The sequence below is a fragment of the Flavobacterium keumense genome, assembly GCF_029866485.1.
GTDB lineage: Bacteria > Bacteroidota > Bacteroidia > Flavobacteriales > Flavobacteriaceae > Flavobacterium > Flavobacterium keumense.
Genome location: NZ_CP092332.1, coordinates 2283463 through 2308217, shown reverse-complemented (window position 1 = coordinate 2308217; position 24755 = coordinate 2283463). Strand labels below are relative to the sequence as shown.

Annotated in this window: 26 protein-coding genes and 1 tRNA gene; 11 read left to right on the top strand and 16 right to left on the bottom strand. The window is 36.7% G+C overall.

Features of this window, described 5'->3' with window-relative positions; all coding sequences use genetic code 11:
* Nucleotides 1-4: 4 nt before the first annotated feature.
* Both purL and MG292_RS10200 read right to left on the bottom strand, forming a co-directional pair.
* Complete coding sequence (gene purL, locus MG292_RS10205) at nucleotides 5-3694, bottom strand: phosphoribosylformylglycinamidine synthase (RefSeq protein ID WP_264532835.1); 3690 nt, start codon at nucleotides 3692-3694, stop codon at nucleotides 5-7.
* 84 nt (nucleotides 3695-3778) lie between these two features.
* Nucleotides 3779-5281: a right-handed parallel beta-helix repeat-containing protein gene (locus tag MG292_RS10200; RefSeq protein ID WP_264532836.1), complete on the bottom strand. Its 1503-nt coding sequence runs from the start codon at nucleotides 5279-5281 to the stop codon at nucleotides 3779-3781.
* Nucleotides 5282-5431: 150 nt separating this feature from the next.
* On the opposite strand from MG292_RS10200, the gene MG292_RS10195 reads away from it, so the two are divergent.
* From MG292_RS10195 to MG292_RS10175, 5 genes are all read left to right on the top strand, one after another.
* Complete coding sequence (locus tag MG292_RS10195) at nucleotides 5432-5866, top strand: PaaI family thioesterase (protein WP_264532837.1); 435 nt, start codon at nucleotides 5432-5434, stop codon at nucleotides 5864-5866.
* Between the two features lie 12 nt (nucleotides 5867-5878).
* Nucleotides 5879-6925, top strand: coding sequence for a chorismate-binding protein (locus MG292_RS10190; protein ID WP_264532838.1), 1047 nt, complete (start codon nucleotides 5879-5881; stop codon nucleotides 6923-6925).
* Nucleotides 6926-6982: 57 nt separating this feature from the next.
* The gene (bshB1, locus tag MG292_RS10185) at nucleotides 6983-7699 is read left to right on the top strand and encodes a bacillithiol biosynthesis deacetylase BshB1 (RefSeq protein WP_264532839.1); all 717 of its coding nucleotides are present in this window, start codon (nucleotides 6983-6985) and stop codon (nucleotides 7697-7699) included.
* Between the two features lie 76 nt (nucleotides 7700-7775).
* Nucleotides 7776-7849: transfer RNA gene (locus MG292_RS10180), tRNA-His, on the top strand.
* Nucleotides 7850-7942: 93 nt separating this feature from the next.
* Complete coding sequence (locus tag MG292_RS10175) at nucleotides 7943-8782, top strand: sulfurtransferase (RefSeq protein ID WP_264532840.1); 840 nt, start codon at nucleotides 7943-7945, stop codon at nucleotides 8780-8782.
* A 153-nt stretch (nucleotides 8783-8935) separates the two neighbouring features.
* Here MG292_RS10175 and MG292_RS10170 read toward each other — a convergent pair whose 3' ends face one another.
* Together MG292_RS10170 and MG292_RS10165 are read right to left on the bottom strand one after the other, a co-directional pair.
* A complete protein-coding gene (locus tag MG292_RS10170; RefSeq protein WP_264532841.1) occupies nucleotides 8936-9952 on the bottom strand; it encodes a M28 family metallopeptidase in 1017 nt (338 codons plus the stop codon).
* 26 nt (nucleotides 9953-9978) lie between these two features.
* Nucleotides 9979-10752 carry a dienelactone hydrolase family protein gene (locus MG292_RS10165; RefSeq protein ID WP_264532842.1) on the bottom strand — a complete coding sequence of 258 codons (774 nt, stop codon included), beginning with the start codon at nucleotides 10750-10752 and terminating at the stop codon, nucleotides 9979-9981.
* Between the two features lie 132 nt (nucleotides 10753-10884).
* On the opposite strand from MG292_RS10165, the gene rocD reads away from it, so the two are divergent.
* A complete protein-coding gene (gene rocD, locus MG292_RS10160) occupies nucleotides 10885-12168 on the top strand; it encodes an ornithine--oxo-acid transaminase (RefSeq protein ID WP_264532843.1) in 1284 nt (427 codons plus the stop codon).
* Nucleotides 12169-12228: 60 nt separating this feature from the next.
* Here the strand turns inward: rocD and MG292_RS10155 are convergent, their stop codons facing one another.
* Both MG292_RS10155 and MG292_RS10150 read right to left on the bottom strand, forming a co-directional pair.
* On the bottom strand, nucleotides 12229-13011 hold the full coding sequence (locus tag MG292_RS10155) for an NIPSNAP family protein (protein WP_264532844.1): 783 nt from the start codon (nucleotides 13009-13011) through the stop codon (nucleotides 12229-12231).
* Nucleotides 13012-13090: 79 nt separating this feature from the next.
* Complete coding sequence (locus tag MG292_RS10150; protein WP_264532845.1) at nucleotides 13091-13636, bottom strand: hypothetical protein; 546 nt, start codon at nucleotides 13634-13636, stop codon at nucleotides 13091-13093.
* A gap of 166 nt (nucleotides 13637-13802) precedes the next feature.
* Between MG292_RS10150 and MG292_RS10145 the strand changes: the two genes are divergently transcribed.
* On the top strand, nucleotides 13803-13907 hold the full coding sequence (locus tag MG292_RS10145) for a monothiol bacilliredoxin BrxC family protein (RefSeq protein WP_264532846.1): 105 nt from the start codon (nucleotides 13803-13805) through the stop codon (nucleotides 13905-13907).
* A 209-nt stretch (nucleotides 13908-14116) separates the two neighbouring features.
* On the opposite strand, the gene MG292_RS10140 is transcribed toward MG292_RS10145, so the two are convergent.
* Nucleotides 14117-14344: a type II toxin-antitoxin system VapC family toxin gene (locus tag MG292_RS10140; protein ID WP_264532847.1), complete on the bottom strand. Its 228-nt coding sequence runs from the start codon at nucleotides 14342-14344 to the stop codon at nucleotides 14117-14119.
* A 3-nt stretch (nucleotides 14345-14347) separates the two neighbouring features.
* Nucleotides 14348-14596, bottom strand: coding sequence for a DUF6364 family protein (locus MG292_RS10135; RefSeq protein ID WP_264532848.1), 249 nt, complete (start codon nucleotides 14594-14596; stop codon nucleotides 14348-14350).
* A gap of 138 nt (nucleotides 14597-14734) precedes the next feature.
* Between MG292_RS10135 and MG292_RS11320 the strand changes: the two genes are divergently transcribed.
* On the top strand, nucleotides 14735-14818 hold the full coding sequence (locus MG292_RS11320) for a thioredoxin domain-containing protein (protein ID WP_319799847.1): 84 nt from the start codon (nucleotides 14735-14737) through the stop codon (nucleotides 14816-14818).
* 563 nt (nucleotides 14819-15381) lie between these two features.
* Here the strand turns inward: MG292_RS11320 and MG292_RS10130 are convergent.
* The 8 genes from MG292_RS10130 to MG292_RS10095 form a co-directional block, all read right to left on the bottom strand.
* Complete coding sequence (locus MG292_RS10130) at nucleotides 15382-15576, bottom strand: DUF6132 family protein (RefSeq protein ID WP_264532849.1); 195 nt, start codon at nucleotides 15574-15576, stop codon at nucleotides 15382-15384.
* Nucleotides 15573-15875, bottom strand: coding sequence for a thioredoxin (gene trxA, locus MG292_RS10125; RefSeq protein WP_413614208.1), 303 nt, complete (start codon nucleotides 15873-15875; stop codon nucleotides 15573-15575). Before trxA ends, MG292_RS10130 begins: the two co-directional genes overlap by 4 nt.
* Before the next feature lie 5 nt (nucleotides 15876-15880).
* Nucleotides 15881-16075, bottom strand: coding sequence for a hypothetical protein (locus MG292_RS10120; RefSeq protein ID WP_264532850.1), 195 nt, complete (start codon nucleotides 16073-16075; stop codon nucleotides 15881-15883).
* Nucleotides 16076-16078: 3 nt separating this feature from the next.
* Entirely contained in the window at nucleotides 16079-16915 is an 837-nt protein-coding gene (locus tag MG292_RS10115) for a cation transporter (protein ID WP_264532851.1), read from the bottom strand.
* 25 nt (nucleotides 16916-16940) lie between these two features.
* On the bottom strand, nucleotides 16941-18356 hold the full coding sequence (locus MG292_RS10110) for an MBL fold metallo-hydrolase (RefSeq protein ID WP_264532852.1): 1416 nt from the start codon (nucleotides 18354-18356) through the stop codon (nucleotides 16941-16943).
* Nucleotides 18357-18441: 85 nt separating this feature from the next.
* A complete protein-coding gene (locus MG292_RS10105) occupies nucleotides 18442-19713 on the bottom strand; it encodes an NAD(P)/FAD-dependent oxidoreductase (RefSeq protein ID WP_264532853.1) in 1272 nt (423 codons plus the stop codon).
* 40 nt (nucleotides 19714-19753) lie between these two features.
* Nucleotides 19754-20539 carry a sulfite exporter TauE/SafE family protein gene (locus MG292_RS10100; RefSeq protein WP_264532854.1) on the bottom strand — a complete coding sequence of 262 codons (786 nt, stop codon included), beginning with the start codon at nucleotides 20537-20539 and terminating at the stop codon, nucleotides 19754-19756.
* 66 nt (nucleotides 20540-20605) lie between these two features.
* A complete protein-coding gene (locus MG292_RS10095) occupies nucleotides 20606-21235 on the bottom strand; it encodes a Crp/Fnr family transcriptional regulator (RefSeq protein WP_264532855.1) in 630 nt (209 codons plus the stop codon).
* A gap of 283 nt (nucleotides 21236-21518) precedes the next feature.
* Between MG292_RS10095 and MG292_RS10090 the strand changes: the two genes are divergently transcribed.
* The 3 genes from MG292_RS10090 to MG292_RS10080 all read left to right on the top strand — a co-directional run bounded on the left by MG292_RS10090 (nucleotide 21519) and on the right by MG292_RS10080 (nucleotide 24499).
* The gene (locus MG292_RS10090) at nucleotides 21519-22061 is read left to right on the top strand and encodes a hypothetical protein (RefSeq protein WP_264532856.1); all 543 of its coding nucleotides are present in this window, start codon (nucleotides 21519-21521) and stop codon (nucleotides 22059-22061) included.
* 498 nt (nucleotides 22062-22559) lie between these two features.
* A complete protein-coding gene (locus MG292_RS10085) occupies nucleotides 22560-22871 on the top strand; it encodes a rhodanese-like domain-containing protein (RefSeq protein WP_264532857.1) in 312 nt (103 codons plus the stop codon).
* 47 nt (nucleotides 22872-22918) lie between these two features.
* The gene (locus MG292_RS10080; RefSeq protein ID WP_264532858.1) at nucleotides 22919-24499 is read left to right on the top strand and encodes an NADP-dependent glyceraldehyde-3-phosphate dehydrogenase; all 1581 of its coding nucleotides are present in this window, start codon (nucleotides 22919-22921) and stop codon (nucleotides 24497-24499) included.
* The last annotated feature ends 256 nt before the right edge of the window (nucleotides 24500-24755 follow it).

Below are 24755 nucleotides of genomic sequence, written 5' to 3'. Positions count from 1 at the left end.
TTTTTTATCTATTCTCAATCCATTTTCTCGCATTCACAAACGCTTCTGCCCAAGGAGAAACTTCGTCGTTTCTGTCTTTTGGATAATTAGCCCAATTCCATTGGAAAATTGAACGCTCAATATGTGGCATCATTACCAAGTGGCGACCTGTTGCATCACATAGCATAGCTGTATTGTAATCAGAACCGTTTGGGTTGGCTGGGTAGCCTTCGTAACCATATTTAGCTACGATATTGTATTTTTCTTCGCCCATTGGTAAATTGAATTTTCCTTCACCATGAGATACCCAAACACCTAAAGTACTGCCTGCTAAACTAGACAACATCACCGAATTATTCTCTTGTACTTTTACTGAAGTAAAGATACTTTCGTGTTTGTGGCTGTTGTTGTGGTGCATTTTTCCATGTACTTCGTGTTCTGGATTGATTAATTCCAATTCCATCAACAACTGACATCCGTTACAAATCCCGACAGACAAAGTATCTTCTCTTTTGTAGAAATTAGTCAATGCCGTTTTTGCTTTTTCATTGTATAAAAAGGCACCGGCCCAACCTTTAGCTGATCCTAATACATCTGAATTAGAAAAACCACCTACAGCTCCAATAAATTGAATGTCTTCCAAATTCTCACGACCCGAAATCAAATCAGTCATGTGAACGTCTTTTACATCAAATCCAGCCAAGTACATCGCATTGGCCATTTCTCGTTCCGAATTACTTCCTTTTTCACGAATAATCGCTGCTTTTGGACGTGGTTTACTCGCATCAATAACTGGTTTTTTTCCTGTAAAATGAGTTGGAAAACTAAATTGTAGCGCTTGATTTTTATAATTGTCGAAACGCTCTTTTGCTGTTCCGTTTTTTGCTTGTTTTTGGTCTAATAAAAACGAAGTTTTGAACCAAACATCGCGGTATTCAGCAATGTCTAATTTCCAATCCGCGATTTCTAAAGTAGGGTTATTCGTTACGTTTCCTATTTTAAAGAACTCAATTTGATTCGAATTTAATTTCGCTTCAACTTCAGCATCTGATTTCGCTTGAAACACTAATCCAATATTTTCAGCAAAAAGAATTTTAACTAGGTCTTTTTCTGCGAAAGCACTAAAATCCAATTGCGCTCCTAAATTTGTATCGGCAAAACACATTTCTAATAGCGTAGTGATTAATCCACCACTTCCAATATCATGTCCGGCAACAATTTGGTTGTCACCAATTAATTCTTGAACAGTATTGAATGCTTTTTTGAAAAAAGCCGCATTTTGAATTGTTGAAGTTTCAGAACCAATTGTATTTAATATTTGTGCAAAAGAAGAGCCTCCTAATTGGAATTCGTCTTGTGACAAATTGATATAATAAATAGATCCAGCTGTCATTCCCTCGCCAGGGAATCTCAATACGGGTTCTACTACTTTTTTAATATCAGTACAGTTTCCAGCTGCCGAGATGATAACAGTTCCTGGCGCAATTACTTCGTCATTAGGGTATTTTTGCTTCATAGAAAGTGAATCTTTCCCTGTTGGAATATTGATTCCTAATTCGATAGCAAAATTAGAACATCCTTCAACAGCAGCATACAAACGGGCATCTTCTCCTTCGTTTTTACAGGCCCACATCCAGTTGGCTGACAATGAAATTCCTTTCAATCCGTCTTTGATTGGTGCCCAAACAATATTCGATAACGATTCGGCAATCGCATTTCTACTTCCAGCTACAGGGTCAATTAAAGCCACAATAGGGGCGTGACCAATAGAAGTGGCAATTCCTTCTTTTCCGTTATAGTCCAAAGCCATTACACCGCAGTTGTTTAAAGGCAATTGCAAAGGTCCAACACATTGTTGTTTGGCTACTTTTCCACCCACACAACGATCGACTTTATTCGTCAACCAGTCTTTACAAGCCACCGCTTCTAGTTGCAATACTTCTTTTAAATACGAAGTAAATTGAGTCGCATCGTATTGAACGTCTTTGTAGTTGTAAGCCACCGTTGTGTCAGTCATTATGGTTTTTGGCGAACTGCCAAAGAAATCTTCCAAAGCATAATCCATTGGTTTCAAGCCAGTAGATTTTGATTCAAAAGTAAAACGATGATCGTTAGTAACGTCACCCACTTGGTACATTGGAGAACGTTCTCTGTCGGCAATGCGTTGTAAGGTATCAATATCTTTTTGACCAATAACCAATCCCATCCTTTCTTGCGATTCGTTACCAATGATTTCTTTCGCAGAAAGTGTAGGATCTCCCACAGGCAATTTGTCTAAATCAATCAAACCACCAGTTTCTTCTACTAATTCTGAAAGGCAATTCAAGTGTCCACCCGCACCGTGATCGTGAATGGATACGATAGGATTTTTATCACTTTCGACCAAACCACGGATGGCATTGGCAGCCCGTTTTTGCATTTCTGGATTCGAACGTTGGATGGCATTTAATTCAATTCCTGAACCAAAAGCACCTGTTTCTGCCGAGGAAACCGCAGCGCCACCCATTCCAATTCTATAATTTTCACCACCTAAAATAACGATTTTATCGCCTGCTGAAGGTTTGTGTTTTATCGCTTGATCTAATTTTCCGTATCCAATTCCGCCCGCTTGCATGATTACTTTATCGTAACCCAATTTTCTAGCCTGTGCTGAGCCTGTCGAAGCATTTTCTTGGTGCTCAAAAGTTAAAACAGAACCCGTAATTAGGGGTTGTCCAAATTTATTTCCGAAATCAGAAGCACCATTAGACGCTTTGATTAAAATATCCATCGGAGTTTGGTACAACCATTTTCTTTCGGCAACACCCTTTTCCCAATTTCTATTTTCTTCCAATCGAGAATACGAAGTCATATACACTGCAGTTCCTGCCAAAGGCAACGAACCTTGACCACCTGCTAAACGGTCACGAATTTCTCCCCCAGATCCTGTGGCAGCACCATTAAAAGGCTCCACTGTAGTAGGGAAGTTGTGAGTTTCGGCTTTCAATGAAATAACCGAATCAAATTCTTTTACTTCATAAAAATCAGGTTTGTCAGCCGTTTTAGGTGCAAATTGCTGCACTTTTGGCCCTTTAAGAAAAGCCACATTGTCTTTGTAAGCCGAAACAATATCGTTTGGATTTTCTTGAGATGTTTTCTTGATTAATTTGAATAAAGAAGTTTCTTTTTCTTGACCATCAATAACAAATGTTCCATTGAAAATTTTGTGGCGACAGTGTTCTGAATTGGCTTGCGAAAAAGCAAAGATTTCAGAATCGGTTAATTTACGTCCTAATTTAGTCGCTAAATGATCTAAATATTCTACTTCTTCTGGGCTTAAAGCCAAACCTTCTTTTTTGTTGTAGGCATCAATGTCTTCAATTTCCAAAATAGGTTCTGGCTGAATATTGATGGTGAAAATATCTTGATTTAGTTCGGTGTATTTTTGCGAAAGCATCGGGTCGAAATCGGTGAAATCTTCTGAGGCTGGATAAAATTCTTCAATTCGAATGATTCCTGAAATCCCCATGTTTTGAGTAATTTCAACGGCATTGGTACTCCAAGGCGTAATCATAGTGGCGCGTGGACCAACAAAAAAATCCGCTAGGACGGATTTTTCGATTTTATGCGCGTCGGCAAAAAGCCAGTTTAGTTTTGAAATGTCTTCAGCCGAAATTTCGTTTTGCGTTTGAACGGCAAAAACAGTTTTACTTTGGTTTTCAAAGAAATGAATCATTGTATTGAGTTTGTTGTATTGCTGTGCAAATTTAGTTTAAATAAATAGTTCGAGCAAGTAACAAAAGCAAAGACTTATGAAAAATTAGTTAACAAATGGTTTGCTTTGGTAAGCACCCAAATCCGGAGGTAAAGTTCGGGTGGTTCCCGTAATATCTAGCGGAATTAAATAAGCCGAATTTCCTTTTGCGAAAGCAGCCGAAGTCCCGTCAATATTGAGTTTATTTTTAGAAACACTTTGAAATTTAGGATCTTGATTTAAGATAATGGCATTGTAATGCGCTGCATCAGTGGTGAATTGATATAACGGATTGGTTGCCGCTGATTTTGAATCCATTTTGATAAGGCAATTATTGAATTGGTATTCAAAAGCGGCTCCTGTTTTTTTATTCAATTCCAATTCGTTAGAGTAGGCGCCATAAATAATGCAATTATTGAAAGTCGCTTTACTAAGCGCATTCGTTTCGGGAACAGCACCTGATTTGAAATTGCTTAGCGTAACTGCTTGTTGACTAGAATTATTCCAATTGTTGTTGAAAGTACAATGGGTAAACGTGTAATTTCCGCCATAAACACATCCTAAAGCAGCTTCTCCGGCATTATTAATTACCAAATTCTCAGCAGTTATTTTTCCGTTTTGGGCAAAAATTCCGTAGTGGGTCGAATTGTAAATTTGTGTGTTTTTAATGCTTACGTTGCTTCCATTATTATTTTGAATTAACAAGCCGATGGATGCATTTTTAATCGTTAAATGATTGATGCTATTGTTGGTAGCTCCTTCGTTGAGCCAAACCGTTTTCCATTGTCCAGGCACATCGGCATAATCCGATTGGAGTCGGTCGCCTTGAAAAATGACTTCATTTTCGTGTTGGTTGGTTGAGGAACTGTTACCGTTAATTTGAAGTGATGCATTATTACCTACAATCAATCCTGAATTGGCATGAAAATAAACCCTTGCACCCGCATCAAAAACGGCTGTTTTGCCTGAAGGAACTCCAGCATAACTATAAATTACGTAGGCTTTTTGATTGGTGAAATGGAGTTCGTTGTCGTCTAAATAAAAACCTTCGACTGTTTTGTTACCAACAGGTATTGTTTCTTTGCTTCCGTTGGACAATCGCTGTGGGAAAAGGAAAACAGCATCTTTGACTAAAGTTACCAATTCTACTTTTTGAAGGTTGGTTCCACTACCGAATTGGATTTGGTCAGTATATAAAAAGTCGGTCGGATTGGCATCTGCCGAATTGACGGTAGCTTCGATAAAAATGTAGAGACTGTCCTTGGCTAAAAGTGTTACATCTTGAAATAGTTTTCCTTGATTACCAGACATGCCGTCCACTGTCATTCGGTATTTAGAATTTAATCCTTTGCCTAATCGAATCGAAGGAATTGAGATGTCGTTGTTACTCTTATTATATACCTTCAGTTGATAGGTACTTGAGCTAATGGTACTAAATACGGTATTTAAAAAAATAGTGTCTTGAGAAAAAACTAAGTCTCCTTTGCTGGCAACAGTTTCAAAATCGGAACGGCAGGCACAGACCATAACCAGTATTCCGATAAGAAAGAACAATCGATTCAGTTGCATGGGTTTAGTTTTTTGGTAAAAATAACGAATAATTAGAAAATTATTGTGGAAACAAATCTATTATTGGTATAAATCCCTAACATCTTTATTTCATTTTTATTTTATGACTTACTATTTATATCCTATTTTTACATCTTCAAAACCCTAATTATGTCATTTGATAAACAAAAAATATTAGATTATTGTAACGGATTTGCAACAACCACCTTGATGGGAACTTTAAGCATTGAGTATGTCGATGCTGGCGAAGATTTTTTGGTGGCCACCATGCCCGTGAATCCTTCTGTGCATCAGCCTATGGGATTGTTGCATGGAGGAGCTACAGTCGCATTGGCAGAAAGTGTAGGTAGTGCCGCATCGATGTTGTTTGTGAATTCAGATTTGTTTGAAGTGAGAGGCATTGAAATTGCCGCCAATCATTTGAAGGCAAAACGCAACGGAATAGTGACGGCTACCGCCAAAATTATCCACAAAGGGAAAAGTATTCACCTTTGGGAAATCCGAATTGTGGATGAAAACGACCAATTGATTTCGCTTTGTAAATTGACGAATATGGTGTTGCCCAAACGAAAAATCGAAAAATAAGAAAACATTCCTATGATTTCATTAGTCGATAAGATTTCTTTTCATCAAAAGCAAAACTTACCTTTTGTAGTGTATTCTAAACCGAACTCGGATACCGTTTTGGGTTTGTTCCAGCAAAATGATATGTTGTATGAAATACGCGATTTTACTGAAAAAGGCTTTGTTTTTGCCTCTTTTGACGGAAGTCAGCACTACATCATTCCAGAGAATGAATCGGAACAATGGAGTGAAGATTGGATAGCGAACGATGAAACTATTTCGCAAAATGATTTTGAAGCAAAAGAGGATGTGTCAGCACAAATTAATTTTCAGGATTTAGTTGAAAAAGGGATTCAAGCCATACAGAATAATGCATTTCAAAAAGTGGTTTTGTCCCGAAGGGAAACGGTATCTGTAGCTCATTTTGATTTGGTAGTCACTTTTCAAAAATTGGTGCAACAGTATCGTTCTGCTTTTGTGTATTGTTTTCATCATCCAAAAATTGGCACTTGGTTGGGCGCCAGTCCCGAACAATTGCTAAAAGCAAATGCTGATTCTTTTGAAACGATGGCTTTGGCGGGAACGCAAAAAGATGCAGGTACAGCAAATGTTGTTTGGCAACAAAAAGAACAAGAAGAACAACAATTTGTGACTGATTATATTGTTTCCAAATTAAAGGCAGTGAGTGCCAAAATTAAAGTTTCGGAGGCGTATAGCGTCAAAGCAGGTACTCTTTGGCATATTAAAACGGATATTTCGGGCGAGTTTGGACAAGAGTTGGATTTGAAAAAAGCGATTCAGTTATTGCATCCTACTCCTGCGGTTTGTGGGGTCCCCAAAGCAATTTCGAAAGCTTTTATTATAGCCAATGAAAATTACAATCGTAGTTTTTACACGGGTTTTTTGGGCGAATTGAATCGGGATTTTGCATCGGATTTGTTTGTAAATTTGCGCTGTATGCAAATTGAAAACAACAAGGCGCATTTGTATATGGGGTGCGGTATTACGAAAGACAGCATTCCTGAAAAAGAATGGAAGGAAAGCGTGAATAAGTCCATGACGATGAAACGAATACTATAGAATTACAAAAAACAATTGCAATATCAATATCAATAAAAATATCAAAATAAAACTAAGATGAAATTAGATATACTGGCTTTTGGAGCACATCCAGACGATGTCGAATTGGGTTGCGCAGGGACTATTTTGAAAGAAATTGCTTTGGGCAAAACAGTGGGTATTGTCGATTTGACTCGTGGCGAATTAGGTACACGAGGCTCAGCTGATTTGCGTGACCAAGAAGCAGCTGCTGCGGCTCAAATTTTGGGTGTTGCAGTGCGTGAGAATCTTCGTTTTCGAGATGGTTTTTTTGCCAATGATGAGGCACACCAATTGGAAGTAATCAAAATGATTCGCAAATACCAGCCGGAAATTGTTTTGTGTAATGCCATTGAGGACCGACATATTGACCATGGCAAAGGGAGTCAATTGGTTTCGGATGCCTGTTTTTTATCGGGATTGATGAAAATTGAAACACAACTAGACGGACAGTCTCAACAAGCGTGGCGACCTAAACTAGTGTATCATTATATTCAATGGAACGATAGTAAACCGGATTTTGTGGTGGATATTACGGGATTTACCGATACAAAAGTGGCCGCTATTTTAGCCTACCGTTCTCAATTTTATGACCCTAATTCTACAGAACCCGAATCCCCAATAACGAGTAAAAACTTTTTGGAAAGCCTAAATTACCGTTCCAGAGATTTTGGCCGCTTGGTTGGAGTAGAGCATGCTGAAGGTTTTACAGTAGAAAGGTATTTGGCTGTCAATAGCTTAGGGGATTTGATTTAAAATAGGCATATTTTTTTTATCATTTTCTTTGCGAAAGCAAACATTTGTGCTATATTTGCACCCGTTAATACAAATGGTGGCTGTAGCTCAGCTGGTTAGAGCATCGGTTTGTGGTGCCGAGGGTCGTGGGTTCGAACCCCATCAGCCACCCAAAAGTCAAAAGCTTCGAAGCAATTCGAAGCTTTTTTTGTGGCTATAATTGAAATAAAATAACTAAGTTTATTTCATCAATTCTAAATAAACATGAACCCAATTATCACTCCTAGCGAATTAATCGATGCAGTGCAGTCTAACACTATCGTGTTGGTAGATGCGACCAATAGCCCTACGGCTTACCAGAATTACCAACAATCCCATTTAAAAGGCGCTTTGTTTGTGGATGTGAATACTCAATTGGCCGATATCAAAGAAGATGTTTCCATAGGCGGTCGTCATCCCTTGCCAACGGCGAAACAGTTTTCTAAATCCCTAACCGACTTAGGCATCACGCCCGAAACTTGGGTGGTGGTCTATGATGATAAAAACGGCGCCAATGCTGCAGCACGTTTTTGGTGGATGTTACGCGCTATTGGGCATGAAAAAGTACAAGTTTTGAGTGGTGGCATTCAAGCGGCGATTCAAGCAGGTTTTAAAACTAGTTCAGCCGTTGAAGTTCCAACTCAAGTTGAATCGTATCCTATCTCACATTGGCAATGGCCTACTATTGATTTACAAGGAATGGATGAAATGATACAAAAAGAACATTTTGTAGTGATTGATGTGCGCGAGTCAGCCCGCTTTAAAGGAGCAACAGAACCAATTGATTTGGTTGCTGGACATATTCCAGGTGCGACTAATATTCCGTTTACGGCTAATTTAGATGAAGAAGGTTTCTTTTTGTCTCCTGAAGCATTGAAAACGAAGTATGAAAAAGCATTTGAAAATATTCCACAAGAGCATAGAGTCGTACATTGTGGTTCGGGAGTTACGGCTTGTCATACGCTTTTAGCACTAGCTGTTGCTGGTTTGCCCATACCTAAATTGTATGTGGGTTCTTGGAGTGAATGGTCCAGAAACAATAGAAAGATTGGTATTGAGGAATAAAAAAGAGGGGGTCTAAAAAGCCTTATTCTTGTCAAACTGAACTTGTTTCAGTTTCTATAAATAATTAATTTGATACTATTTATAGATTCCGAAATGAATTCGGAATGACAAATTTTGTGTTTTTAGACCCCCTCAGTTTTCAACAAGATTATTTTATTTTTTATCCACGACAATTCGGTCTTTGCGGTTGGCTAATTCCCAAGCCGTTACAAAGGCTAATTGCGCTCTTTTTGCTAACGCATCGTATTCAATTTTGTTTGGTTCATCTGTTTTTTTGTGGTAATCAGCATGTACACCATTAAAGAAAAATATAGAAGGAATTCCGTGTTTTGCAAAGTTATAATGGTCAGAACGTTCGTAAAAATGATTTGGATCTTTAGGGTCGTTAAAACGATAATCCAAATCTAATCCTACATATTTTTGATTCATAATTGAACAAACAAAATCCAATTCAGAAGACAAGCGATTGGCTCCAATAACATATACATAATTGTTTGTGTTGGAATGGATTTCGTCACGACGGCCTATCATATCAATATTCACATCGGCAACCGTATTGACTAAAGGGAAAAGAGGATTTTCCGAATAGTATCGAGAACCTAGCAAACCGTGCTCTTCACCAGTTACGTGTAATAAAAGAATGGAACGTTTGGGTCCGTGTCCTTCTTTCTTTGCTATTTGAAAAGCTTGTGCTATTTCAAGCAAAGCCGAAGTTCCTGATCCGTCATCATCTGCACCATTATAAATTTCTCCATTTTCTATGCCCACGTGATCATAATGTGCAGAAATCACGATTACTTCCTCTGGTTTTTCGGTACCTTCAATAAAAGCCCAAATGTTTTCTGAATTGGGTAAATTTCTATTTCGTTTATTATTTAAAAAAGTAGCAGGAACAGGTTGGTAAAAATCAGTAGCTCCTTTAGGAAAAGAGATTTGGTTTTTTTTGTATTGACTAATAAGGTAACGTCCTGCTTTTTTCTGACCCGCAGAACCTGTTTCACGGCCTTCCATAGAGTCGGCAGCGATGATGTAAAGGTGTTTTTTCAACTCTTCTGCGGTGATGGTTTTCATGTATTTGCTTGGGTCAGTAGTATTTCTTGATACTAAAGAAGCCCCATTTTTACAGGAAGTTCCTAATACGATTAGGGAAAGAAAAAGTACTTTTTTCATTTTTAATTTAATGTAAGTTAATTTATTTATTGTTTTAAAACTTCGTTTAAGAATAATTTCATGTGTTCAAAAGAGCGTTGTGCTGCTTTTTCGTTGTAAGCGGCTCCTTTAGAATTGTCGTTTCCAGCAGCTGGATCAGTGAAAGAATGCACGGCATTGGCATAATAAATCATTTCCCAATCGGCTTTGCCATCACGCATTTCTTGTTGGAAAGCGGTAATTTCTTCTTTAGAAACAAAAGGATCATCGGCGCCATGGCAGGCTAAAACCTTTGCGGTAATTGGAGTAACAGCTCGGTTAGCATCTTTACCTAAACCGCCGTGAAAAGACACTACACCTTTGACATTCATATTGGCTCGTGCCGCTTCTACAGCACCTGTTCCACCAAAGCAAAAACCAATTACAGCAATGTTATCCGGATTAGCTCCCGATTGGATTAATTGTGCCAAAGCCAATTCGATACGTTTATGGTATAATTCGGTATTTTTTTTATAAAATCCTGCCATTTTAGCTGCGTCAGCGGTAGTTTGAGGATAATTGCCTTCGCCATAAATATCTGCTACGAAAGCATAATAACCTAATTTAGATAAATTTTCGGCTGTAGATTTAGCATGTGCATCAATCCCTTTCCAAGCTGGGAGCACTAAGACTCCTGGTTTTTGCGCGCTTGATTTATTCGGTTTAATGGATAAACCATTCAAAATTTGGCTTCCGTCTTTGTATTGAACGGGTTGTAATTGTGCCATCAAAGTTGTTGAAAACAGAATTGCACCAAAAAATATTCCTTTGAAAATTTTCATTTGATTTTGTTTTTGGTATAAATGTAAACGATTTTAATGAATTACAAACTACTAAAAATAGATTTTACTTCCTTTTGTGACTTGGATTGACTAAATTTGTTTTTTTCAAAATAACATCTAAAAATATCGGTTATGAGTCATGATACTACGCATTTGTCCACAGCATCGGATGCTTTAATTGCTAAAGAAAATCAATACGGAGCACACAATTACCATCCGTTGCCGGTAGTGTTAGAACGAGGAGAAGGGGTATTTGTTTGGGATGTAGATGGGAAATGTTATTTTGATTTTTTATCGGCCTATTCTGCCGTGAACCAAGGGCATTGTCATCCTAAAATTGCCGATGCTATGATGCGTCAAGCACAAAAATTGACCTTAACCTCCAGAGCCTTTTTTAACGATCAATTGGGGCCGTATGAAGAATATGTGACCAATTATTTTGGTTTTGACAAAGTCTTGCCCATGAATACAGGAGCAGAGGCGGTAGAAACGGCATTGAAATTGTGTAGAAAATGGGCCTATGAAGTAAAAGGAATTCCTGAAAATCAAGCTCAAATTATTGTTTGTGAAAATAATTTCCACGGAAGAACAACTACTATTATTTCGTTTTCTAATGATGAATCGGCGCGTAAGAATTTTGGTCCGTTCACCAATGGATTTATCAAAATTCCGTATGATGATGTTAACGCTTTGGCGAAAGCCTTAGCTTCTTCCAAGAATATCGCAGGTTTCTTAGTGGAACCTATCCAGGGCGAAGCAGGAGTGTATGTGCCTAGCGAAGGGTATTTGGCTCAAGCCAAAGCACTGTGTGAGGCAAACAACGTCTTGTTTATTGCCGATGAGGTGCAAACAGGAATTGCTCGTACAGGACGTTTGTTAGCGACTTGTGGGAATTGCGAATGTAAAAAAGGCTGTGAAAATAAACCCGAAGTGAAACCCGATATTTTGATTTTGGGAAAGGCGCTTTCAGGCGGATTTTATCCGGTTTCAGCAGTGTTAGCTAATAATGCAATTATGAATGTCATTCAGCCAGGCCAACACGGTTCGACTTTTGGGGGCAACCCAATTGCCGCTGCGGTAGCGGTCGCTGCTTTAGAAGTGGTAAAAGAAGAAAATTTAGCACAAAACGCAGCTTATTTGGGCGAAGTATTCCGTCAGGGATTGAAAGAAATCGCGTCTCGAAATCCGTTAATCCGATTGGTTAGAGGAAAAGGATTGCTGAACGCTATTGTAATTGATAGTGATGAATATTCGGATTTAGCATGGAATATTTGTTTGAAATTTGCCGAAAATGGTTTGTTAGCGAAGCCAACTCACGGAAACAAAATCCGTTTAGCGCCTCCGTTGGTCATTACCGAAAGTCAAATTCACGAATGTTTGGGAATTATAGAACGATCGCTGAATGCATTTAAATAGAAAAATTAAAACCCCAAAAACAAATGTGTTCTTGGGGTTATTTTTATGATTCGACTTCGTTTAATAATCGGAATATTCTGTTGGGTATAAGAATAAAATATCTATGTGCGAAATGGTGTTTTTGTATTTGTCCATGGCAATTAACGATTTCCATTCGGGTGAATCGACAAAAGCTTTCCAATGTTCATCTCTACTTTGTTGGTTGGCAAATGTGGTTAAATACATCAAATTAGGCATCTTACCTCCCGAAAGAACTTCGCCATAAAATACCGCATTAAATTGCAGGCGATCAAATAACTTGATTTCGCCACCGGCGTTAAACATATCCACTTTTCTACGATAAATAGCCTCGGTTGCTGACTCGTAACTGCGCAATTCATACACACGACTCGCTCGAGGACTGTCTACTTTTGGTAACGTAAGTATTGGATGGTCTGTAAAGGCTTGTAAAAGTGTTGATTCAATACGCACATAAGGCGCTTGGTTGTGAGCCGCTTTCAAATAGGGTGCACCAACGGCTAAATATTGTTGGTCTTTGGCTAATTTTTCATCTAATTGTAAAAACTGCTTGCTGGAGGCAAACGGAATGACCACCACAATTTTTTTAATTGAATCGGCAGCAAATGTTTTTGGTTTGAAAACTCCAACCGCTTTAATTCCTATTTTCTTCAAAGCCGGTAAATACGCATCTTTTAAAAAGTTTTCGGTTACAGTTAATTGTGCTTCCGATTGCAGATTGTACGTTTTGATTTGGTACAACTCTCTTTTCTGTGCAGTACTAATAGTGCTAATGGCAATTAGAGTCAAACAGTACAAAATAGGTTTCATAGTAATTGAATTCATTGTTGAAATTGTAAAATTAAGTGGTTTGATACAGTTCATTTATACCTGAATGCAGTTCATAAGATTGAATAACGATTGATTAACAATGATTGTTTTTACTGAAATCACGTTGAAATAAAATAATATTGTTTTTAGCAATATAATCACCAGAAATAATTAAGTAAGGATGGTTGGGAGAGAATCCTGCATTGCGGCTTTTTAGGATTATCTTGTCATTTACTTTCAAGCTTTTCAACTTTTCAAAGTCTTTTAGCGCGTATTGTATCATGTATTTTTTACCCTTAATTTTGACAATAAGCCATTTTGGTCCAGATACTTTAGCATTGGTTCGTTGAAAAGTAACAGAGGTCACTATAGCTTCCATAGGTAAGAAGCCAGCTAAGTTTTTCTTTATTTTGTTATAATTAGCATGTATCTTTTTGCCTTCGGGAGAAGCTTTCCATTTTTTATATTGAATGCCATCTGGTGATGCTTCCCATTTTTTCAAAGTTGTGTTTTTTTTGTTAACCGATTCAGGTTTCGAATTTACTTTTTCAATAGAGATTATTTTATAATTTCGATTGGCAAATAAAGGCATGCTTATTAAAGCTAGTCCAAATAGAAGTACATGTATTAATTTTATCATAGCGCAAAGTTGTGGTTTGATTCGTGTCAAGAGTGTCAAACTTAGATTATATTTTGATGCTTTTGTCTTAAATGTTTCATAAAGTTTTCAGAGATTGAGTTTGTTAGATTACAACTTCAAGAGTAAGGAATTGAAAAGTGAAAAATAAATATTATAAGCAAAATAGGTGTACTATCAATCACCACAATTGCTTTTGATTAAAGAAGGAAAATCAATCTATGATGCTTCGCATAGCGCTATTGATGCGGTGGAGCTGAAGGAGAGGGTGTAGGTCTAGAAGTTGTTAATGGCTTGCACTTTTAATTTTTATGTAATTGTCTGGCGTCATTACAGCTAGCGAACTATTTTTGAAATCTTTTGTATTTCTTGTTAGAATTAGATCAATTTCATTGTTTAGTTCAGCAGCATAATTTTGTAGCGCATCTTCAAAATCTTTAAAATCAGAGTTCAAAGCCTAAATGATAACACTTTTATCCATTACTAAATCTCGGTAATGGCAACTAATAATTTTAATTTTTCTATTACTTTTTCATGACTAGCAGTTTGTCTCAATAAATAGTAAACATTACTTATAATCACGGGAGTTATATATCCTTTTATTTCTTTTGATTCGCAAAGCGAAAAAATTCTAGCCGCGTTTTCCGAGAAAGGTTGTCTATCAAAAAAGAAATCAAGAATTACATCTGTATCGATTAGGATTCGGGTCATTGTTTATAAATATTTTTTAGACAAACGATTCGCTAATTCTTTTTTATAATCTAAGTTTTTAGGAGCCGTAAACGAGCCTTTCAAAGATTTTACAATGGGAGTCAATTCAATTGCATTGGAATCTTCCTCTGTTGTAAGTACTTTTAAATAGTTTTCGATTAAATTAGACAAACTACGTTCTTTAGTTTTAGCATACTTTTTAGCTTTCTCAATAACAGTTTGTTCTATCGTCAATGTTAACTTGGTATTCATAAGATGTGAATTAAAAAGTAAAAAACAAACGTATAGAGAAAATGTTTCACGTGCAATTTTTTTTGAAATAACACGTGTTATTTTGTCTGTAATATTTATGTAATGATTTTGGCTTGGAAGAGGCACCCATAACCACAATTGCTTTTGATTAAAGAGGGGAAATCAGTTTATGATGCTTCGCATAGCGATATTGATGCGGTGGAGTTGAAGGGGAGGGTGTAGTTTATTTATTGATAAATGTATTTCTATATACAATTACGAGCGAGACGCGCGCTAGCTGGGGGTATTAAAAATTGATTGTATATGTTACACTTGTAGTTGCCGAAGATTTAGATGCCTTTAATGCTAATGGTCCGTTGTTCTTAGAAACATAAATTTCTGCAGTAACATTACCTTGAACAGATACTGAAGCTACAAATCCTTTTTTTACGGGTCCATATGTTTGACTCCAACTATTATACTGGTATCCACTAAATGATTGATTTCTTTGGTCGGTTTGTACTGAAAAATTACTGAAGTAATTATAAATCCCGATTCCCTTAATATGATATTTAACATAGTATTAGTCAGTTGAAGTAATATTGTTTGTATTACTTTCATCATTTGAACAAGATGATAGTAAAAAGAAAACTAAGCAAATTGTAGGAAATTTAAATAATATTTTCATATAATATTTTTTATTCTAACTAATTAAAACTGGGTTAAATTTATATAAAATTTTATCTTAAAAATTCTTTATAAATTTCAAAAATAGTAAAAATATCTTACAAAATATTTAAATTGATTTACTTTTTAGTCTCTTTTACAAACATATTGAAAACTAATCCGCCCAAAAGTGCTCCGTACAGTGTGGAGTTGAGTGGTTTTGAAGTAATGGCACAAGTGCCTGAGGCACAACCTACGTAAAAATAATACGTATAACCGGCAAGGGCGCCAATGGCAATTCCGATACCGGTTAGGAGTAAGCCTTTTGTAGTCATGAGTTACTTTTTTCCACAATGACTTTGATGATGTCTTCTTTAGACATAACCCCTGATTGTCGCCATAATGGTTTGCCATTTTGGAATAAAATCATCGTTGGAACACCACGTACTTGGTATTGTGTAGCTACAGCTTGGTTTTTGTCTACATCAATTTTAATAATGGAGATGCGTTCGCCTAAATTGGCTTTTACCTCTTTCAAAATAGGGGCTAACATTTGGCAAGGGCCACACCAAGTAGCAAAAAAGTCCACTAAAACCGGTTTGTCAGATTGTATGATTTGATTAAAAGAGCTCATAATTTTTATTTTTTTGAGTAGGGAACAGCACAACCATTGGCACCGCAACCCATATTAAAAACCACTTGAAGTAAGAAGAAAGCGCCAAAAAACACAAAAGTCCATTCTCTCAAAACATAGGCCTGACTGAAAAGAAAAATAGCAAAGGCCAAACGCACCCAGCGCATGAGGTGCCAATTGGTTAAAAGTAAGTTTTTCATAGCTTAGTAATTGGCTTTGATAATTTTGTATTTTTCGTCAAAAGAAACGGTGTCCTGTAATTTTTTGAGTGCTACTTTTTCGGTACTAGTAATCACCACTTCGCTAAAATTGGAATTCATAGTAACATTTAAAACGGTGTCTAACGACGCTAATTTTTCAGAAACGGTAGCTTTGCAACCGCTGCAAGTAATGCCTTCAAATTCATACAAATGCACTTTAGCTTCGGCATTTTTTTTGAATTCAATTCCTAATTCTGTATTCGCTCTTGGCGCCACCGAATTGGTACACACTTCCATTTTTTCAATAGTAAAAGCTCCTGAAAATAAATTGATGTATTCTACTTTGTTCCCACCAAAAGGCGGACCTTGTTCAAATTCACGGTTGAACAGCAAGCCTACCAATTTCCCTTTGGGAGCCAACAATTGGTGCATTTTCCAAACGTATTTAGGTCGCATCGTTGGCGGAAGTGCACAGAAAAACGTTTGTTCAATAATCCAATCGTATTGTCCTTGATGCTCAAAAAAGTCGCCTAAAATGATTTTTACATTTGGGTGATTGACAAATTTTTGTTGTAACACTTCAATTAAAGTGGGCGCAATATCAATTACCGTGATATTCGTAAATCCTTGTTGTAAAAGGTATTCTGCTTCATACGAGTTACCACCACCCGGAATTAAAATAGCGCTATTTTTATCTTCAATAGTATCAATTAGTGCTTGAATAGGAGGGGAAACCGTTCCTAAATCCCAACCCGTAGCCTTGGCTTTGTATTGGGCATCCCAATAAGCCTGGTCTAAGGGTTTTTCGCAAGAAGTCACACAGCATTGTAAGTCTTCCATGGTATTTTTATTTTAACTTACTGTTTTATTTCAATACTTTACTTTGGCACACAAAATCGGTTCTAGGAACCGTTGTTTTTGCAATCGCATTGAAACCGCCTTCCACCTCGCTAAAGTTTCGGAAACCGCGCGCCTCTAAAATAGAAGCCGCTATCATCGAACGGTAACCGCCTGCACAGTGCAAAAAGAAATGTTCGTTTGGATTGATGTCTTTCACCCAATCATTGATATAAGCCAATGGCTTACTGTATGCGTCTTCTATATGTTCGGCTTCGTATTCACTTTCTTTGCGAATGTCGATAATTTTGCTTTCGCCAATGGTTACTTGATTGGCAAACTCCTCGGCTGAAATACGGTTGATAGTATCTATTTCGTGACCTGCCTTTTTCCATGCTTCAAATCCGCCTTCTAAATGTCCAATAACATTGTCAAAACCTACACGACTTAATCGAGTAATGGTTTCTTCTTCTCTTCCTTTTGGCGTTACCAAAACAATAGGTTGGTTAACATCTACAATTAGAGCACCTACCCATGGAGCAAAATCGCCATCGATGCCAATGTTGATCGACTGTGGTATAAATCCTTGTGCGAATTCTCCATTGTTGCGAGTGTCTAGAATGAGTGCTTTGGTTTCCTCCACCATCATTTCAAATTGGTTGACAGGAATAGCTCGCATTCCGTGGTTTAAAACGGTTTCAAAACTTTCGTAACCTTTTTTATTCATCGCTACATTCATCCCAAAATAAGCAGGTGGAGGCAACAAGCCTTCGGTCACTTCTTTGATGAATTCTGCTTCGGTCATATTTGCTCTCAACGCATAATTAGTTGCTTTTTGGTTACCAATAGTAGATACCGTTTCTTTGCTCATATTTTTTCCGCAAGCACTTCCGGCGCCGTGAGCAGGATATACAATTACATCATCGGCTAGCGTCATGATTTTGTTGCGAAGCGAATGGTACAAAGTAGCTGCCAATTCTTCTTGTGTCATCGAAGCGGCTTTTTGAGCCAAGTCAGGACGACCCACATCGCCAATAAATAAGGTGTCTCCAGAGAAAATGGCGTGGTCTTTTCCGTTTTCATCAATTAACAAAAAGGTTGCACTTTCCATAGTATGTCCTGGCGTGTGTAGCACTTTTATTTTGATGTTTCCTAATTCAAATATTTCATCATCTTTAGCAACAATAGCTTCAAATTCCGGTTTTGCGGTTGGACCATAAACAATTTTAGCCTTGGTTGCTTTGCTCAAATCCACGTGACCCGAAACGAAATCTGCATGAAAATGGGTTTCAAAAATGTATTTTAATTTGACGTTATCGCGTTCCAAACGATCCAAATACGGTTGTACTTCGCGTAATGGGTCAATAATGGCCGCTTCTCCGTTAGAAGTTATATAATACGCACCTTGTGCTAAACATCCGGTATAAATTTGTTCTATTTGCATGATATGATAATTTAAAAAAATGATATTCAAAATTACATTCTGAAATTCAATTTGTAAGTGACTAATGTTACAGTTTGTATTTTATTTATGCGGTTCCTTTTAGAATTTTGTTCCAATAAAGCCATGGTAGAATTTTAGTTTTCAAAATCCACATGGTCCAGCGAGGTTTTGCTTGGTCGAATGGAAATGTCATTTTAGGTTTGTTCGAATAATCAAATTCGGCCAACATTAGTTTGCCGTATTGAGTAGGAATTGGACAGGCACTATATCCGTCATAGGAAGCTGTTACCGGATGATTAGCGATTAGCTGTAGTAAATTTTCAACTACAACAGGAGCTTGTTTTCTAATGGCTGCTCCCGTTTTACTGCAAGGAGCGTTGGTACAGTCACCAAGTGCAAAAATGTTTTTGAAACGGCTATGTTGCATAGTATGTTTGTCAATTTCTACATATCCTAACGGATTGTTAGCATCGGCAAGAGGACTTTTTTTGATAAAATCCGGGGCTGATTGTGGCGGAACGGTGTGGCAGATATCAAAATTCAAACTTACTTTTGAGATACTTGCTTCTGCTTGATTTTCAGTGATTCCATAACAAGAGGCTTGTAGTGTAGAAAATTTAGTTTCCAAATCTTTAGGTTGTTCTTTAGATTCAAAGAAAATGGTTTTTGATTTTCCGTCAATAGCAGTGACATTGGCACCAAAATGCACTTTAATATTGTATTGCGCTACCTTTTTCTTTAACGTTTCAGCATATTCTGGTACTCCAAAAATAACTCCTGCTCCTGAGACATAGTGCACATCGCATTGGTCTAAAATTCCTTTTTTGCGCCAATAATCACAAGCTAAATACATAATTTTATGCGGTGCACCACCACATTTAATTGGTGTAGCAGGATTAGTAAAAACAGCAGTACCCCCTTTGAAGTTTTTAATTAATTCCCAAGTATATGGAGCAGTATTAAAACTGTAGTTGCTTGACACTTCATTTTTACCTAGTGTTTCTGTTAAACCGTCAATTTTTTTCCAGTCTAATTGAATTCCAGGGCAAACTACTAAATAATCATAAGTAATTTCGGTTCCATTTGTACAAGCTACGGTATTTTTTTCAGGTGAAAAAGTGACAACAGCTTCTTTTATCCAAGTAGTGTTTTGCGGAATATAATCGGCTTCTTTTTTTTCTGTCTTGGCAATGTCAAATGCTCCAGCCCCTACTAATGTCCAAGCGGGTTGGTAATAATGTTTCTCAGAAGGTTCAACGATTCCAATTTGTAGGTTTTTGTTTTTTAACAATAATTGAGAGGCAACAGAAAGGCCAGCGTTTCCTCCTCCAATGATAAGTATTTGATAATGATTCATAATTATTTGGTTTATTGGTTGGTTACTAGTTTGTTATGATTTAGAAAAATAATTCTTTCGTGATAATGTACAATCCCATAATTAAAACAAACCATCCAAAAATGGGTTTTAATTTAGTACCATCTATTCGTTTAGATAATTGAGTTCCAATAAGCATTCCTATAAAAGCAATAGTAGAAATAATTAACAAAAAGCCATAGTCAATAGGGGTTCCAATGTATAAGTCACCTCCAAAACCAATGCTAGAATTGATAAAAATGATTAGTAATGACGTTCCTACGGCTTGTTTCATGGGTAAATTTGCAAAGAACAATAAAGCAGGAATGATTAAGAATCCGCCTCCTGCTCCAAGAAAACCAGTTACAATTCCAACCAAAAAACCGATTATTCCTAGTTGAACATAATTGATAGTTCCGTTACTTATGCTTTGGTTGTTTTTTCTAATCATGGATATTGAGGCGGCCAACATCAGTATTGAAAAAACAATCATTATCAGAAAACTTTTGGATACTTTATACGAAGCGATTGAAAATAATGTCTCAGCGATTTGCGGAAAAATAACCTCACGAATAATAAGTATTGAAAATACCGAAGGAACTGCAAAATAAAGTGCTGATTTAATTTGTAAATTTCCCATTCGGTAATGGCTAATACACCCCATTAATGAGGTAATTCCAACAATAAATAAGGAATAGCTAGTTGCTAGTTCAGGATCAATTTTAAACAGGTAAACTAAAATAGGGATGGTTAAAATAGAACCACCACCGCCCACTAGGCCTAAGGAAAGTCCGATAATTATAGCAGCTAAGTAGCCTATGTATTCCATCTGTAATTTTTATTGCAAATGTTGGACTTTTGAATTAGTATTAGTGTAACATTTGTCACAATGGTACTATTTTTTCAGTAATTCGATGTGGTTGCGGTGTAATTTCAATAAGTTACGCTGTTCCATTTTTTTGAGTAATCGGGAAATCACTTCTCGGGACGTATTGAGTTCTGTAGCAATTTCTTGATGCGACAATTTTAGGTCTTGGCAACCGCAAGCATCGGCGTGGCGTTTTAAATAGAATTCCAAACGCTCGTCCATGGCTCTAAAAGCGATGCTATCAATGACTTCTAGTACTTCTTCAAAACGACTGCGGTAGGTGCCAATAACAAATTCGTACCAAGAACGGTGTTTCATCATCCATTGATCCATAAGGGATAGCGGTACTAAAATCAACTCGGCGTCTTCGACCACTTTGGCCATGATTTGGCTTTTTTCTGATTTGGTGGCACACACCATCGAGATAGCGCAAGCTTGACCAGGTTGGAGGTAATACATAAAAAACTCGCCGCCTTCTTCGCCTTCTCGATAGACTTTGATTTTGCCTTTGGTAACCAGCACCGTATTTTTAATGTATTGGCCTGTTCGCATAATGACGGTCCCGGTTTTGAAACTTTGTACCGAATCATTGGCCTCAATATCAGCGATTAAGTCGTTGGAGAAACTAGGAAATGTCTTTTTGATTACAGCGTCCATTTTTTGGATTGATTGTTTTTGTTGAAGAGGTAAAAATACAGCATTTTTTTGATTAAAAGTAGTGCGTTGTATGCTGAACGTAAATAGGTGTTGCTAATTGAAGTCGAGCAGTATGTATTGATGTATTCATTTGAATGAATTTTCATTATATTTGATTTTGGCTTAGCTCAAGGCAAGAGACTTTGAGCAGCGTGAGTGATTTGAATCAATTAATAGGCACGAGCAAGATGCGCGCGCTAGCAGGGGGATTGGTATAATTCAAAAAATGTAAAATTTAAAGTTTATGAAACTACTACACGGAAATATATCAATTGCAACAGTAAAGGGGGGATTATTAAGAAGTAAAATAGCTCTTTTGTGCTTTATAAGTATGTTTTTTTATAATTGCAAAGCTCAAGAATTTACAAATGAAAATTTAAGGCATTTGAAATCCACTCATCAAATTAAAAGCGGATTAATAAATGAGTTAATAATAAGAGTAGAAAATAAAAAAGAACTTTTTAATAAAAAATCAGATTGTGTTTATTTGAATTTTAAAAAGAAGAGTAAAAAAGATTTTATAATTTATGCAAGTTATCTAACTTTTTATGATTGCAAAATTCTTGATTATAATAGTAATGGTAAACTTAAAGGGTATATTAATCATAATGATAAAACAATTTTTCTCTATGGAGATATAGATAATATGTTTTTTATTAAAAATAACGTTAAAGTTGAAAATGTGATGAAATTATCTTATAAAGTTGATAAACTTCACCCACCATTAGTTCTTGATATTAATTATTTAGAATTTTTCATAAAAGATAATGTTTTAATGGAAAAATGACTCCACAACTGGTAATGTAGGTAATGTATCAAAGTTAGTGATGGTGCTGTAAAAGTTAGTTAATGAACTGAAAATCAATTTAATTGTTACTTTAAAAAGGAAAAAGAGAAGCTATGGCTTCTCTTTTTTTTGAGTACTGAAAAATAAACGGGTATTCTAGCCCCGATAGTAGCGGCATCCCCCGCTAGGGGATATAGCGAATAGCGGGACTATACGATTTACAAAGACAAAAAGAGTGCTTCCAATAAAAGTATATACGCTTGCGTGCTGCTCTCTTTTTGTAATCAATGCGTCAAAATTACGCGTGTTAATTGAAGATTAACTCATTTTTAATTCTACTTTAAATCGAGTGTTTTTCTCGGTTTTTTTCGATAAAATCAGAATTTGAGCTATAGAATGATTATTCGCAAACGTTTTCTTGAAAATACTATTTAATTCACAAACCTTCAATGTATTGTTTCATAAAAACCTCGTATTTTTACCCAAAAATAATTTGCTATGAATTTAACACAAGAAGATTGGATTGCTCAATTTGAGTCAGACGAAAATGGTGTGATACTCGATGTGAGAACAGAAATGGAATTTGAAGAAGGATACATTGCGGGAGCAATTAATTATGATTTTCATCAAGGTGCCGCTTTTGTGGCTGATTTAGAAACATTGGATAAATCCAAAAATTACTATGTATACTGTCGTTCAGGAGCTAGAAGTGCTAATGCATGTGCGATTATGAACGAGCTTGGTTTTGAAAATACCTACAATTTATTAGGAGGTATTATCGAGTGGGACGGCGATATTGTTGAGCCTTAATTTAGACCAAAACTAACCCCAATTTTACAACAACACAACAACATACTATGAGTACAATTCCTCAAGAATTTCAAATTACTTCGACCTTAGCTCAAGATACCTATTTGGTTAATGGCGAATTAAAAAAATGGACTGGAGCTACTACACCAGTTTATTCGACTATATCTTCAACGGCAAATTATGCGCCTACTTTGTTAGGAACGATTCCAGCGATGGGAGAAAAAGAAGCGTTGGAAGCAGTTGAATCGGCTGATTTAGCGTTCAACAACGGTCAAGGTTTGTGGCCTACTATGAAGGTAGTCGATCGCATTAAGTGCATGGAAGATTTTGTGACCAAAATGAAAGACACTCGTGCCGAAGTAGTCAAACTATTGATGTGGGAGATTGGAAAAACCCTTGGCGATTCTGAAAAAGAATTTGACAGAACGGTAGAGTACATTTATGACACGATTGATAGTTTGAAAGAGCTAAACAGTAGAAGTGCTCATTTTAGTAAAGTGCAAGGCATTCACGCGATGGTGCGTAGAGGCCCTCTAGGAGTAGTATTGTGTCTTGGACCGTACAACTATCCTTTGAATGAAACCTTCTCTTTGTTGATTCCTGCTTTGATTATGGGGAATCCTGTGGTTTTTAAACCAGCAAAACATGGAGTTTTATTGTTATCTCCGCTTTTAGAAGCGTTTAGAAGTAGTTTCCCAAAAGGGGCTATTAATATTATTTACGGTAGAGGTAGAGAGGTGGCTTCGCCAATAATGAAATCAGGAAAAGTTGGTGTTTTGGCTTTGATTGGAAACAGTAAATCCGCCATTGCTTTGCAAGACCAACACCCAAATAAAAACAGATTGCGTTTGATTTTAGGATTAGAAGCCAAAAACCCCGCGATTATTTTACCAGACGCCGATTTGGATTTGGCTATCCAAGAATGTATTACAGGTTCGTTATCATTTAATGGGCAACGTTGTACGGCATTGAAGGTATTGTATGTTCACGAATCAATTGCACAAGAGTTCAATACTCGTTTTGCAGCTAAAGTAGATGCTTTGGCTTTTGGTAATCCGTGGGAAAAAGGAGTGATGCTAACACCACTTCCTGAAAAAGAAAAACCAGCGTATATTCAAGAATTAATTGACGATGCGAAAGCCAACGGCGCTCAAATTTTGAATGCCAAAGGAGGAGAACATAGCGATAACTTTATATTTCCAGCGGTTTTATATCCTGTAAACAAATCTATGCGTGTGTACCACGAGGAGCAGTTTGGTCCAGTAGTGCCGATAATCTCGTTCAAAGACATTCAAGAGCCATTGAATGATATGGCTGAATCCAATTACGGACAGCAAGTGAGCTTGTTTGGAAAAGATATTAAAACGATTGCACCGCTAATAGATACGTTGGTGAATTTGGTATGTCGTGTTAACTTGAACAGTTCGTGCCAAAGAGGACCAGACGTATTCCCATTTACAGGTCGTAAAGACTCTGCAGTAGGGACTTTGAGTATTCACGATGCGTTGCGTTCGTTCTCAATTAGAACTTTTGTAGCTTCTAAAGACAATGAGTATAATAACGAAATCTTGCAAGAATTATTGAATAGCAAGGAGTCTAATTTTATCAATACGGATTACATTTTATAGTCTGATTTTTTCAAATTTAAAGCGTCTTATTAGGATATAATAAGGCGCTTTTTTTGTTTGGAGTTATTAACAAAAAATTGTTAAAAACTTTAATTCATAAGTATTATTTTTTTAATCATTGGTAAAAAATAGTTAATCGCCAGGGATAAAAAGTAATTTAGTCCAATTATAGTGTTTAGAAGTTACAATATAGTATACAACTGATGTTTCAGCAATTGTAACTTATAGATTCTAAATTGAAATAAATTACAAAAAA